General features: G+C 72.7%; 12 protein-coding genes. 3 read left to right on the top strand and 9 right to left on the bottom strand.

Annotated elements, in window-relative coordinates:
• Nucleotides 1–57: 57 nt before the first annotated feature.
• From ACFWV2_RS23235 to ACFWV2_RS23205, 7 genes are all read right to left on the bottom strand, one after another.
• A complete protein-coding gene (locus ACFWV2_RS23235) occupies nt 58–2,196 on the bottom strand; it encodes an ArnT family glycosyltransferase (RefSeq protein WP_384407236.1) in 2,139 nt (712 codons plus the stop codon).
• Nucleotides 2,193–3,545, bottom strand: a complete 1,353-nt coding sequence (locus ACFWV2_RS23230) for a glycosyltransferase (protein ID WP_384407234.1) — start codon at nt 3,543–3,545, stop codon at nt 2,193–2,195. The genes ACFWV2_RS23235 and ACFWV2_RS23230 overlap by 4 nt, the downstream gene beginning before the upstream one ends.
• A gap of 26 nt (nt 3,546–3,571) precedes the next feature.
• The gene (locus tag ACFWV2_RS23225; RefSeq protein WP_384407232.1) at nt 3,572–5,212 is read right to left on the bottom strand and encodes a sensor histidine kinase; all 1,641 of its coding nucleotides are present in this window, start codon (nt 5,210–5,212) and stop codon (nt 3,572–3,574) included.
• Nucleotides 5,213–5,218: 6 nt separating this feature from the next.
• The gene (locus ACFWV2_RS23220) at nt 5,219–5,962 is read right to left on the bottom strand and encodes a response regulator transcription factor (RefSeq protein ID WP_384407230.1); all 744 of its coding nucleotides are present in this window, start codon (nt 5,960–5,962) and stop codon (nt 5,219–5,221) included.
• Nucleotides 5,963–6,051: 89 nt separating this feature from the next.
• Nucleotides 6,052–7,056, bottom strand: coding sequence for an amidohydrolase family protein (locus ACFWV2_RS23215; protein ID WP_384407228.1), 1,005 nt, complete (start codon nt 7,054–7,056; stop codon nt 6,052–6,054).
• Nucleotides 7,043–7,378, bottom strand: coding sequence for an antibiotic biosynthesis monooxygenase family protein (locus ACFWV2_RS23210; RefSeq protein ID WP_384407226.1), 336 nt, complete (start codon nt 7,376–7,378; stop codon nt 7,043–7,045). Before ACFWV2_RS23210 ends, ACFWV2_RS23215 begins: the two co-directional genes overlap by 14 nt.
• 102 nt (nt 7,379–7,480) lie before the next feature.
• Nucleotides 7,481–8,356 carry a DUF2797 domain-containing protein gene (locus ACFWV2_RS23205; protein WP_384407224.1) on the bottom strand — a complete coding sequence of 292 codons (876 nt, stop codon included), beginning with the start codon at nt 8,354–8,356 and terminating at the stop codon, nt 7,481–7,483.
• A gap of 211 nt (nt 8,357–8,567) precedes the next feature.
• Between ACFWV2_RS23205 and ACFWV2_RS23200 the strand changes: the two genes are divergently transcribed.
• Nucleotides 8,568–9,008, top strand: a complete 441-nt coding sequence (locus ACFWV2_RS23200; RefSeq protein WP_384407222.1) for a hypothetical protein — start codon at nt 8,568–8,570, stop codon at nt 9,006–9,008.
• Here ACFWV2_RS23200 and ACFWV2_RS23195 read toward each other — a convergent pair.
• Both ACFWV2_RS23195 and ACFWV2_RS23190 read right to left on the bottom strand, forming a co-directional pair.
• On the bottom strand, nt 8,993–9,817 hold the full coding sequence (locus ACFWV2_RS23195; protein ID WP_384407220.1) for a BRO family protein: 825 nt from the start codon (nt 9,815–9,817) through the stop codon (nt 8,993–8,995). The two genes, ACFWV2_RS23200 and ACFWV2_RS23195, sit on opposite strands and share 16 nt — an antisense overlap.
• 131 nt (nt 9,818–9,948) lie before the next feature.
• Nucleotides 9,949–10,314: a PH domain-containing protein gene (locus ACFWV2_RS23190; protein WP_360787903.1), complete on the bottom strand. Its 366-nt coding sequence runs from the start codon at nt 10,312–10,314 to the stop codon at nt 9,949–9,951.
• A 114-nt stretch (nt 10,315–10,428) separates the two neighbouring features.
• Between ACFWV2_RS23190 and ACFWV2_RS23185 the strand changes: the two genes are divergently transcribed.
• Nucleotides 10,429–11,373: an RNA polymerase sigma-70 factor gene (locus ACFWV2_RS23185; protein WP_384407218.1), complete on the top strand. Its 945-nt coding sequence runs from the start codon at nt 10,429–10,431 to the stop codon at nt 11,371–11,373.
• A 93-nt stretch (nt 11,374–11,466) separates the two neighbouring features.
• Nucleotides 11,467–12,699 (top strand): NAD(P)/FAD-dependent oxidoreductase, encoded by a 1,233-nt coding sequence (locus tag ACFWV2_RS23180; RefSeq protein WP_384407216.1) that lies wholly within the window; start codon nt 11,467–11,469, stop codon nt 12,697–12,699.
• Nucleotides 12,700–12,718 lie beyond the last annotated feature (19 nt).

Genomic DNA, 12,718 nt, shown 5'->3' with positions numbered 1-12,718 from the left:
GGTCTCGTACACCGTACAAGGCGCTCTCGTACGCTGTACAGGGAATAATCCGCAGGGCTACTTCGGTGCCGTGAGGTCGTAGAAGGTGGACGTGCCGACGGTGACCTGCTCGAAGGCGTCCTGGACCCATGCGGTGATCCGGGCGCTCGTGCCGTTCCCGCCCATGCCGCCGCCTCCGCCCCCACCGGACGCGACGAGGTAGTGGATCCTCCCCTCGGCGACGTACCGCTTGAACTCGTCGAGCGTCGGGGACGGGTCGCTGCCGTTGAACCCGCCGATCGCCATGACCGGCTTCTCGGTGGCGAGCTGGTAGCCGGCCGCGTTCTGGGCGCCGACCGCGGCCGCGACCCAGGTGTAGTCGTCCGCGCCCTTGAGCAGGGCCGCCTTCGCCGCCGCGTCCACGGTCGCGCCGTTGAGGAGCCCGCCCATGCCGCCGCCGGGGCCGCCGCGCTCGGCGGCGGGGATGCCGGGCAGCCGGCCTCCTGGGGCTGGGGCTTGGCCGCCCGGCGTCCGGGCGCCTTGTCCGGGGGGCTGCATCCGGCCTTGGCCCTGGTCCTGGCTCTGGTCCTGCCGGCCCTGGCCTTGGTCCTGCCGGCCCGGCCCTCCGGAGGTCTGGTTGGCCGTCTGCCCGCCGCCCGGGAAGCCGTACGCCATCCGCGTGCCGCCGTCCCGGCCGCCGCCGGGGCCGCCGCGCATCCCGCCGAAGCCCGCCCCCGCCGGGCCCGCCGTCACGATCGAGCCCTGGTGCCCGGAGTCCACCGTCGCCAGGGTGTACGCACACGGACCCGCGAGCCCCGCCGCCAGACCGAGACCCGCGAACCCGAGCCCGAGCCGCCGGTCCACCCGGCCCGCGCACAACAGGCCGAGCGCGGCCACCGCGCCCGCCACCAGGACCGCCCAGCGCAGCCACGGCGACCAGTCCGGCGTACGGCCGAGCAGGCTCCAGGCCCAGACGGCCGTCACCGCCGCCGTCACCGCGAGGGCCGCCGAGGCGACGAGGCGGGTGCGTTCCTCCCACAGCACGGTCGCGCCCATGCCGACCAGCGCGGCGACGTACGGCGCCAGGGCCACCGTGTAGTACTCGTGGAAGATGCCGGCCATGAAGCTGAACACGGCAAGGGTGATCAGCAGCGAACCCCCCCACACCAGGAACGCGGACCGCGCCGTGTCCGTCCGGGGCGCCCGCCGGGTCACGACAAGACCCGCGACCAGCAGGATCAACGCGGCCGGCAGCAGCCAGGAGATCTGGCCGCCGACCGAGTCGTTGAACATCCGGCCGATCCCGGTCTCGCCCCAGCCGCCCCCTCGCCCCCCGCCGCCGACACTGCCGGTCTCGTTGCCGTTGATACGGCCGAGTCCGTTGTAGCCGAAGGTCAGCTCCAGGAAACTGTTGTTCTGCGAGCCTCCGACGTACGGGCGGGAGGACGCCGGCCACAGCTCGACCAGGGCCACCCACCAGCCCCCCGACACGACGGTCGCGAGCCCGGCGAGGGCGAGGCGGCCGATCCGGCGCCCAATCGCACCCGGTGCGCACGCCCCGTAGACGAGGGCGAGCGGCGGCAGGATCAGGAAGGCCTGGAGGGTCTTCGCGAGGAACGCGAACCCGAAGGCCACCCCCGCCCACACCAGCCACTTCGCCGCGCCCGCGTCCTGTTCGAGGGCCCGCAGCACGCAGTACACGGCCACCGTCATGAGCAGCGCGAGCAGCGCGTCCGGGTTGTTGAAGCGGAACATCAGGGCGGCGACGGGTGTCAGCGCGAGCACCCCGCCCGCGATCAGGCCCGCACCCGCGCCGAAGCGGCGCCGCACGGCCGCGTAGAGCACGGCGACGGTGGCCACGCCCATGAGCACCTCGGGCACGAGGATCTGCCAGGACCCGAGACCGAAGAGGCGGACGGAGAGGGCCATCGGCCAGAGGGCCGCCGGCGGCTTGTCGACGGTGATGGCGTTGGCCGCGTCGAGCGAGCCGAAGAAGAAGGCCTTCCAGCTCTCGGCGCCCGCCTGGACGGCAGCGGAGTAGAAGGAGTTGGCGTAGCCGGAGGCGCTCAGGTTCCAGAGGTAGAGCACGGTGGTCACGGTGAGCAGGCCGAGGAAGGCGGGCCGGACCCAGGGGGCGTCCTCGGCGCGTCCGCGCAGGAGCCGGGCGGGACGGCCGGCGCGGGGGACGGCAGGGGCCGCGGTGGACGGGGTGGTCATCGTCGGTTCCTCAGGGAGGTCTTCGGGAAGGTCTGCGAGGACGTCTTCGGGGAGGTCTGCGAGGAGGCGCGCGGAGAGGTCGGGGAGACGGTCCGGTCGGGGAAGACCCAGAGCCGGAAGAGGAGGAAGCGCAGGACGGTCGCGGCGAGGTTGGCGACGACCAGGACGGCGAGCTCGGTGGAGTGCGCCGGGTCGCCGGTCGCCGCGCCGAGGGCGGCGAGCGAACCGCTGGTCAGGGCCAGGCCGACGGCGAAGACCACGAGCCCCTGCGCCTGGTGGCGGACGGCCCGGTCCCGGCCCCGGACGCCGAAGGTGAGCCGTCGGTTGGCCGCCGTGTTGGCGACGGCGGAGACGAGGAGGGCGGCGGCGTTGGCGAGCTGCGGGCCGACACCGAGACGGAAGGCCGAGTACAGGCCGAGGTAGAAGAGCGTGGACAGGACCCCGACCACGCAGAAACCCACCAGTTGCCGGGCGAGACCGCCGGGCACCCCGCTGATCTCGCGGTCCCGGGGATCGTCCCCGAAAGGCCTGGCCAGCCGGTCGAGCGGCAGCGAACCGGTCGCGAGGGCCCGCCCGACCCGCCAGACGCCCTTCAGGTCGTCGGTCGCCGTCCTGACGATGTGCACGGTCGACTCGGGGTCGTCGACCCAGTCGACCGGGACCTCGTGGATGCGCAGCCCGGCCCGCTCGGCGAGGACGAGGAGTTCGGTGTCGAAGAACCAGCCGGTGTCCTCGACCATCGGCAGCAGCCGCTCGGCGACCTCCCGCCGTATCGCCTTGAACCCGCACTGCGCGTCGGAGAACCGGGCGGCCAGCGAACCGCGCAGGATCAGGTTGTAGGCCCGTGAGATGAACTCCCGCTTCGGCCCGCGCACCACCCGCGAGGAGCGGGCGAGCCGCGACCCGATCGCCAGGTCGGAGTGGCCCGAGATGAGGGGCGCGACCAGCGGCAGCAGGGCGTTCAGATCGGTGGAGAGGTCGACGTCCATGTAGGCGAGGACGGGCGCGTCCGAGCCCGACCACACCGTCCGCAACGCCCGGCCGCGCCCTTTCTGTTCGAGCCGTACGGAGCGCACCTCGGGCACCTCGGCGGCGAGGCCGGCGGCGACGGCGGGGGTGCTGTCGGTGGAGGCGTTGTCGGCGACGGTGATGCGGAAGCCGTACGGGAAGGTCCGCAGGAGGTGCTCATGGAGCCGGCGGACGCACGGCTCCAGGTCCTTCTCCTCGTTGTGGACGGGGATCACCACGTCCAGGACGGGCCGTCCCGCGATGTTCACCGGCAGGTGCTCCCGGGCGGGGAGGGCTCCGGGAGTACCGGACGCGGGGCCCGCGATCGTTGGGGTTCGCATGCCGAAGACCCTCGCCGGGGCCGCTGTCACGGCTGTGTGACGAGCCTGTGCCCTGCCTGTGAGTGCGTGCGGGGGGTCTCGTCGACGGGCAGTCGGACGGTGAAGACGGTCCGCCCGGACGTGCTGTCGACGGCCACGTCACCCCCGTGCGCGAGGACGACCGCGCGCACGATGGCGAGCCCGAGCCCGGTGGATCCGGCGTTCCTGGAACGGGAGGCGTCGCCGCGCGCGAACCGTTCGAAGACGGAGGGCAGGAGCTCGGGCGGGATGCCGGGCCCGTCGTCCTCGATCTCCACGACCGCGGCCGTGGCCTCCGCGCGGACGCGGGCGGTGACCTCGGTGCCGGGCGGGGTGTGGGTACGGGCGTTGGCGAGGAGGTTGACGAGCACCTGCTGGATCCGGGCTCCGTCGGCCTGTACGGGTGACCCGCCGCCCTCCGGCAGTTCGAGGCGCCAGTGGTGTCCGGCCCCGGCGGCCCTGGCGTCGCTCACGGCGTCCACCACTAGGGGCACGAGGTCGGTGCTCTCGTACGCGAGGGGCCGTCCGGCGTCGAGCCGCGCGAGCAGCAGGAGGTCTTCGACGAGCCCCGTCATCCGCGTCGCCTCGGACTCGATCCGACCCAGCGCGTGCCGGGTGTCGGGGCCGCACCGCTCCCGGCCGCGCCGGGTCAGCTCCGCGTACCCCCGGATCGAGGCCAGTGGGGTGCGCAGTTCATGGCTGGCGTCCGCGACGAACTGCCGGACCCGGGTCTCGCTCTGCTGGCGGGCGTCGAGGGCCGAGTGGACGTGGTCCAGCATCCGGTTGAGCGCCGCGCCGACCTGACCGACCTCGGTCCGGGGATCGGCCTCCGTCTCCGGGACCCGCTGGTGGAGCGCCACCTCGCCGCTGTGCAGCGGTAGCTGGGCGACCTGACCGGCGGTGGCGACGACCCGTCGCAGCGGCCGCAGGGCCACCCCGACGAGCACGGTCCCGGCGAGCGAGGCCGCGACGAGTCCGGCGCCGGTGACGCTCAGCTCGACGAGGACGAGGGTGGACAGGGCCTTCTCGACCCCGGCGAGCGGGATGCCGGTGAGGAACGCGCCATGGACCCCGACGGCGTACTCGACCCGGTACGAGCCGAGGCCGCCGGGCAGCTCGACGGTGTGCGGCTCGCCGTCACGGGGAACGGCGGCCAGCGCGGCCCGCTGGGCCGCGTCGAGCGCCGTGGTCCGGACGTTCCGCCCGTACCTGCCACCATTCCCGTCGCCGGTCGCGGTCCCGTTCCCATTCTCGTCCCCGGTCGTGGTCCCATTCCCGTCCCCGGTCGCGGTCCCGGCTCCGGTCTCAAGCTCGGCGTCGACCTCGGCCGAGTACCCGGCCGAGGCCGGTTCGCCGTCGACCAGGACCGCCCCCAGGGTGCCGATCGGGGCGCCGGGGCCCAGAAGGAACGAGAGCGGGTCCTTCACCCAGTTCGGGTCGGGCAGCCCCGGCGGCACCATGGCGGCCGGCGGACCCGAGGCCCGTACCGAGACGTTGCGGAGCTGTTCGTCGGCCTGGTCGTACAGGTACGAGCGGAACGCGATCGTCGTGACCGTGCCGATGACGGCCGCGACGACCGCGATCAGCGCGACCGCCGCCACCACGAGCCGGGTACGCAGCGACCACGGCCGCCGTCGCCGTACACGCACGGGACGCTACTCCCCCGGCTTGATGAGGTACCCGGCTCCGCGCCGGGTGTGGATCATCGGGGCGCGGCCGAGGTCGATCTTCCGGCGCAGATAGGAGATGTAGAGCTCGACGACATTGGCCTGGCCACCGAAGTCGTACGACCAGACCCGGTCGAGGATCTGCGCCTTGCTCAGCACCCGGCGCGGATTGCGCATCAGATAGCGCAGCAGCTCGAACTCGGTGGCCGTGAGATGGATCGACTCCCCGCCCCGGGTGACCTCGTGGCTGTCCTCATCGAGGGTGAGATCTCCGACCGTGAGCAGCGACTCGCTGCGCGCCTGCGCCGCACCGGAACGCCGGATCAGGCCGCGCAGCCGGGCGACCACCTCCTCCAGGCTGAAGGGCTTGGTGACGTAGTCGTCGCCGCCGGCCGTGAGTCCGGCGATCCGGTCCTCGACGGCGTCCTTCGCCGTCAGGAACAGCACCGGGACGTCCGGCAGCTCGCGCCGGATCGAGCCCAGCAGGCTCAGCCCGTCGGCGTCGGGGAGCATCATGTCGAGGAGTACGGCGTCGGGCCGGAACTCACGCACGGCGCGCAGGGCGGCGGCGCCGTCCCCGGCGCTCCTCACCTGCCAGCCCTCGTAGCGCAGGGCCATGGAGAGGAGTTCGGCGAGCGACGCCTCGTCGTCGACGACGAGGACGCGGACGGCGGTGCCGTCGGCACGGAGCATGTCGGCGCGGGTGCCGGGGCGGCGCGTGGTGACGGTCATGGGTCCCACGCTCGCCCCCGCCGCTGAGAGACCTCTTTCCCTTTCCTGTGAATTCCCTGAGAAAGAACCTCGGCGGCCCACGGTCGGTTTCACGTGAAACAGTGCGGCGGTTTCACGTGAAACAGTGCGGCCCCGTTCTCGTAGAGGACCCCCCGGAGCCAGTCGTCCCCGAGCCCGAGGCGGTCGAGGGCGTGGAGCTGGTGCGCGTACGGATACGGGATGTTCGGGAAGTCGGATCCGAGGAGGATCCGGTCGCCCAGGTCGACGAGCCGCTGGAACTCCGCCTCGGGGAAAGGCGCGAGCCCCTCGCTGAAGTCGGTGAAGGCCATGGTGGTGTCGAGGTGGACCCCCTCGTACCGCTGAGCGAGGTCGAGGAAATCGCCGTACTCGGGCATCCCCATGTGGGCGACGATCACCGGCAGTCGGGGGTGGCGGGCGAGCAGCCTCGCCATGGGCTCGGGGCCGGTGAAGTTCCCCGGCGCGGGTCCGGAGCCGCAGTGGACGACGACGGGCGTGCGGCTGTCTGCGAGGGTCCCCCACACGGCGTCCAGCTCGACGTCGTTCGGGTCGAAGCCGCCGACCTGGAGGTGCACCTTGAAGACCCGGGCACCGGCGTCGAGCGCCTGGCGGACGTACCGGTCGACGCCCGGCTCGGGGAAGAAGGTCGCGGTGTGCAGACAGTCGGGGGTACGGGCGGCGAAGTCTGCTGCCCAGGAGTTCAGCCAGGCACCCATGCCGGGCTTGTGCGGGTAGAGCATCGCGGTGAAGGCGACCGCCCCGAACCCGCGCAGGAGGTCGAGCCGGCGGTCCTCCTCCTCGCGGTAGGTGATGGGCCACTCGATCCCGGTCAGGGGGCCGACGGCGTCGAAGTAGGCCCAGACCTTGTCGAGGACGTTCTTCGGCATGAAGTGTGTGTGCACGTCGACGAGCCCGGGAATCCCGAGGCGCGCGAGCAGCGCGGGGATGTCCGCCACCCCCGGCGTGCCTCCGGCGCTCGCCCCACCCGGCGTACTCGCCGTCTTCGCCGTGCCTGCCGTGCTCGCCCTGCCTGCCGTGTCTCCGGCGCTCGCCACCGGGGTGTCACTCCCGCTCATACCCGTAGCTCCGCTCGACCTTGCCGATGTGGACGCTGTAGCTCTCGTACCAGTGCTCCCGGCCGTACGCCTTGGCGGCCTGGTGCTCGGTGTCGAGGCGCCAGGCGTCGAGGGACTCCAGATCACGGAAGTAGGCGACGGTGATGCCGATGCCGCCGGGGGTGCGGGCGGACTCGTAGCCGAGGAACCCGGGTATCTCCTTGACGATCTCCTGCATGCGGGAGGCGGTCTCGGCGTAGCCCTCGGGGGCCTCGGGTCGGATCGAGGTGAACAGGGCGGTGTAATAGGGCGGTTCCAGGCCCGCCACCAGCTTCTGGGTCATGTGATCACCCTCGCGGGGGCCGGTGGACCTGTCCACGGGCGCAGGGCAAAGGGATCCAAGACTTTACGAAGTGCCCGCCGACCGCGCCCGAAGGCTCTCCTGTCAGAAGAGCTCCCCCTGGGTGCTCGGGTCGCCGGTGGGCACGGGTGCCGCGGCGGCGAACGGCACGGAGAAGGGGTGCCCTTCCTCCGCGCTCCGGAGCACCCACCCGCCCATCAGCCGGGTGTCGAGGGCGAGACAGCGCCCTCCGGGATCGAGCAGGTGCAGATCGGGCCCTGCCGCGGCGAGGAGACGCCCGCTGACGACACCCCCGTCGACCAGTTCGGAGACGGTCCCGGCGAGCGGCGGCAGCCCGTCGAGATGGAAGGCTTCGACGTGGTCGCGTGGGACGAACTCCAGCGGCTCCAGGGTCTCCGTCCAGCCCCCGACCTCGCCCGCTCGCCGGTGCAGCGCCTCGACCTCCCCGGCCCGGTCCGGCGCGGACGGCAGGGCGTGCCGGGCTGCGCGCTTCCGCTCGTACGCCACCCGGTCCGGGACACCCAGCGCCTGCCGCAGGACCTCCTCGGTCCGCCGGGCGGCCATGAGCGGCCCCCGCCCCAGCCAGCTGAACGTGACGGCGCCCTGTTCGAGGAGCCGGGCATCACCCCGGGACTCGGCGGTGATCCCCACCTTGGTCATGCCCGGCCCGAACCACGCCAGGTACACGCGGTACGGCTGCGGATCGTCCAGGAAGGTGTCGGCGGCCACCGAATGGGCCCGGTCGAGCCGCGCGCACTCCGGGCACCGCCCACCGGTCGCCCGGCCGGACACGACGGCGTCCAGGGGACAGGGGTTCCCCCGGGCGCCGGGGCACCGCCGCTCCCCCACGGCGCGGAAGGCGAGCTGCTGACCGTACGAGAGGGCGCTGACCTTCCCGCCCCGCCACCGCAGCCCGGGCACCCCACCGCTCCAGGTGATCCCCCGACACCACCACTCCATGACGCTCCTCCTTCACCCGCGTCCCGCCCCCGAACCCCCGAAGGGCTCCTCGAACGCCCCCGATCGAAGCTGCCCCGGCCCAAGGCTGCCCCGGTGCAAGCCGATCGCAGCCCAAGCTGCCCCGGTGCAAGCCGACCGCAGCCCAAGCTGCCCCGGCCCAGGCCGCCCAGGCCCCCCTGCCGCCCAGCCCGCCCAGGTGCAGACTGCCTCCGTGCGAGTTCCCCTGCCCCCGCTCCCGCCGTCCAGTCTCCGACACATCCGCTTCCAGTCCCCGACCAGGAGCCCCCGGGGCCATCACCCCGGCGTCTTCGGCCTGGCCAACGCACTGGCGCGGGAGGGCAGGCTCTCCCCCGCCGAGTACGCCATCTGGCGTGCGTCGAACGACTGGTACGACGCCCACTTCCCGAACCCCTCAACGGTCGACCCCACGGTCTACGACCCGCTCCTGAACCCGGGAGCCGCCGCCTGGTTCCGCGCGACGGCGACCGAGGCACTGGCCAGGGTGGCCCCGTACCTGCGCATCCTGCGCGACCACGGCGTGCCCTGCGTACGCCTGGAGTCGGCCCGGCCGGGCCGGATCGTGTACGAGGACGCGTACCAGGTGGTGGCGGTGGGACCCCCGGCCCCGGCGGCGTCTCAGGGCAGGACGTAGATCCGCGCCCCGCCCGCGTCGGGCCCGCCGACCTCCCGTATGCAGCCGAGCTCGATGAGGAGGCGTACGCAGTCCCGGACGCGCTCGCGGGAGAGACCGGTGCGCCTGGTGACGTCCTGCGTCCGGTAGCGGACGCCGCCCCGGACCAGAGCGGGAGCGAGGCAGGTGGCGACCGTCCGCACGTCCCCGGCGACCGCCCAGGACTCGACGAGCTCCTGCGGGGTGCACGCGACCGCATCGCGGGTGCGCTGACGGGGCAGGGAGAGACGCTCAAGGGAGTCGGCGACCCTTGAGAGGCTCCGCCGGGTCTCGCGGAGCAGCTCCACGTCATCGGTGTGCCCGCCGTACGCGGGGGACCTCTCGTCGAACCGCCCCTCCAGCCGTACGAGGACGTCGACCAGCTCCGGCGGCAGGACGAACCCGGCGTGCACCGGGGAGGGTTCGAGCCCGTAGCCGCCGTACCGCTGGACCGCCGCCACGACCTCGGCCGCCCACGCCAGGAACGGCCCGGCCTCCGGCCTGCGGCACGCCCCGACGAGCTGGACGAGCCCCTGAAGGCTCACCATCCGCGTCGACGCCCTGATCCCGTTCCGCCCGGGGGCATCCTCACCTCCGGCAAGCTCCCGCGCGGACGCCAGGCACGCCTCGGGCAGCGCCACCGTCCGCAGCGCCTCCCTGGTCCCCCCGTACCCCAGGCGTCTCGCCACATCCACCACCGGGAACCAGTGCCCTCCGTCGGGCGCGGTCAGCCGCCGTAGGGGCGCGCCGGTGGCGGCGTACACCAGGTCATCGATGTCGATCGCTTCCATCGATCATCACCTCCGCCACGCAAGCTAGGCCGAAGGCATATTCAACTGACATGCAAATCAGACAGGTTCACCCAAAAGGGGAAGGCCCCCGGGGATTCCCAGGGGCCTTCCGCCTGGCAGTGAACGTGCGCCTACTTCGCGACGAACTGCGTCAGGATCGCCTGCACCTCGTAGATGTCGACACCCTTGGTGAAGGTCTTCTGCACGGGCACAGGGCTGCCCGAGATCCAGATCTTCAGCTCGGCGTCCAGATCGAAGGTGCCGGCGGTCTCGACGGCGAAGTGCGTGATGCTCCGGTACGGGATCGAGTGGTACTCGACCTTCTTGCCGGTGATGCCCTGCTTGTCGACCAGCACGAGCCGCCGGTCCGTGAAGAAGATCGTGTCGCGGATCAGCAGGTACGCGGCGTGCACCTGCTCCCCCTGCCCGAGCAGCCGCGCGTAGTCCTGCTGCGCCTGCGCCGGATCGATCGCGTGCGCGTTCCCGAAGAGTGCCATGCCCCAACCCCCATAAGTGAAGTGAAGGAACGATCATCCGACCCGGCCACTCTCCAAGGCAAGGCGCCCGACCGGCGCGCCCCGTCGAGCGAGAGCGGGGCTACGATCCTCGGCATGGCCCTGACCGTGAACGACGTCGACCGGTTCACCGCCTCCAGGCCCCGCCTCGAGGCCATCGCCTATCGCCTCCTCGGCTCGGCGAGCGAGGCCGAGGACGCCGTGCAGGACACGTTCCTGCGCTGGCAGACCGCCGACGTGGACCGTATCGAGGTCCCCGAGGCCTGGCTGACGAAGGTCCTCACCAACCTGTGCCTCAACCAGCTCACCTCGGCGCGCGCGCGACGCGAGACCTACGTGGGCGAATGGCTCCCCGAGCCGCTGCTCGCCGGGGACCCGATGCTCGGCCCCGCCGACACGGCCGAACAGCGTGAATCGGTCTCGTACGCGGTCCTCACCCTGCTCGAACGCCTCACGCCCAACGAGCGGGCGGTGTACGTGCTGCGGGAGGCCTTCGCGTACACGCACCGGGAGATCGCCGAGATCCTCGACCTCACCGAGTCCGCCTGCCAGCAGATCTTCCACCGCGCCAAGAAGCACGTCGCGGACGGCAGGTCCCGCACCGAGGTCGACGAGGCCGCCGCCCGGCGGATCGTCGAGGAGTTCCTCGCGGCCGCCACCAGCGGACAGACCGACCTGCTCGTACAGATGCTCACGAAGGACGCCGTCTCGATCGGCGACGGAGGCGGGAAGGTCCCGGCCCGCGCCAAGGCGTTCGAGGGCGCCGTCGCGGTCGCGAAGTTCATGCGGGGCCTGTTCAAGCCCAGCCAGGCGAAGCGCTCCCTCGTCGGCGGCTCCGCCGAGGTCCACGTCACCACCGCGAACGGTGCTCCCGCCGTGGTCGCGGTCGTCGACGGGCGGGTGGTCGGCGTGATGTGCCTGGAGATCACCACCGAGGGCATCGTCGCCTTCCGCAACCAGGTCAACCCCGACAAGCTCCACCGCGCGACCGGCCGGTGGGCCGCCGACGACCACGGGGAACCCCTGTACACGGCCTTCTGAACCCGGTGTGAGCTGCTTCACACCGGGACCCTGTCAGGAATCGTCGGGCTGCCCTGTTCAGGAGGCGAACCCGCGGAAGACAGGAGCACGGACATGCAGCACCGCATCATCGTTCTGGGAGCCGGCTACGCCGGAGCCATCGCCGCCGGGCGCATCGCCAAGCGGCTGCACCGCGACGACATCGCCCTCACCGTCGTGAACGCCGAGCCCGACTTCGTCGAGCGCGTCCGGATGCACCAGCTGGCGGCCGGCCAGGACCTCAGGCCGCGTCCCCTCAGCGAGGTGTTCGCGGGCACCGGCGTCGAACTGAGGCTCGCGAAGGTCACCGGCGTCGACGTCGACCGCAAGACCGTCACCGTCACCGCTGTGGACCCGGACGGCGCCGGGCGAACCGGGCAGGCCGACGGCGCGGAGGAACTCCCCTACGACACCCTCGTGTACGCCCTCGGCAGCGCGTGGAACAGCCAGGGAGTCCCCGGCACCGCCGAGCACGCCCACGACATCGCGGGCCGCCCCGGCGCGCTCCGGCTGCGCGAGCGCCTGGCCCGGCTGGACGCCGGACAGCCCGTGGTCGTGGTCGGCGGCGGCCTCACCGGTGTGGAGGCCGTGACCGAGATCGCCGAGTCCCGCCCGGACCTCGACGTCGCCCTCGCCGTCCGCGGCGACCTCGGCGACTGGCTCTCACCGAAGGGCCGCCGGCACCTGCGGAAGGTCGTCGACGAGCTCGGCATCACCGTGCACGAACGGACCGCGGTCACCGCGGTGGCGGCCGACCACGTCACGACGGCCGACGGCACCTCCCTCCCGGCCGCGGTCACCGTCTGGACCACCGGCTTCGCGGCCCACCCCCTCGCCCGGGCCACCGGCCTGCAGGTCACCGACGCCGGCCAGATCATCGTCGACGCGACCATGCGCTCGGTCTCGCACCCCGACGTGTACGCCGTCGGCGACGCCGCCATGGCGCTGGGCAGCAGCGGGAAGCCGCTCCGGATGGCCTGCGCGACGGGCGGCCCCATGGCGTGGCAGGCCGCCGACGCCATCGCGGCACGGCTGACCGGCGGAAAGATCCCGAACATCCCGCTCCGCTACTTCAACCAGTGCGTCTCGCTCGGCCGCAGGAACGGCCTGATCCAGTACGTCACGGCGGACGACCGCGCCGTGGAAAGGGCCCTGACGGGCCGACTCGCCGCCACCTACAAGGAACTGGTCTGCAAGGGCGCGGCCTGGACCATCACCAACCCCACCCTGGGCCTCCCCACCCGCCGCCGCCACATCCAGAACCCCCAGCCCCAGCCGACCACCCCCACCCGGGTCCCGGCCGCCTGACCCCGGAGGCCCCCGCCAC

Origin of the sequence: Streptomyces sp. NPDC058671 (genome assembly GCF_042716475.1) — a bacterium.
GTDB lineage: Bacteria > Actinomycetota > Actinomycetes > Streptomycetales > Streptomycetaceae > Streptomyces.
Note: the sequence above shows the minus strand (reverse complement) of the source record. Positions and strands in the feature narration are given on the sequence as shown.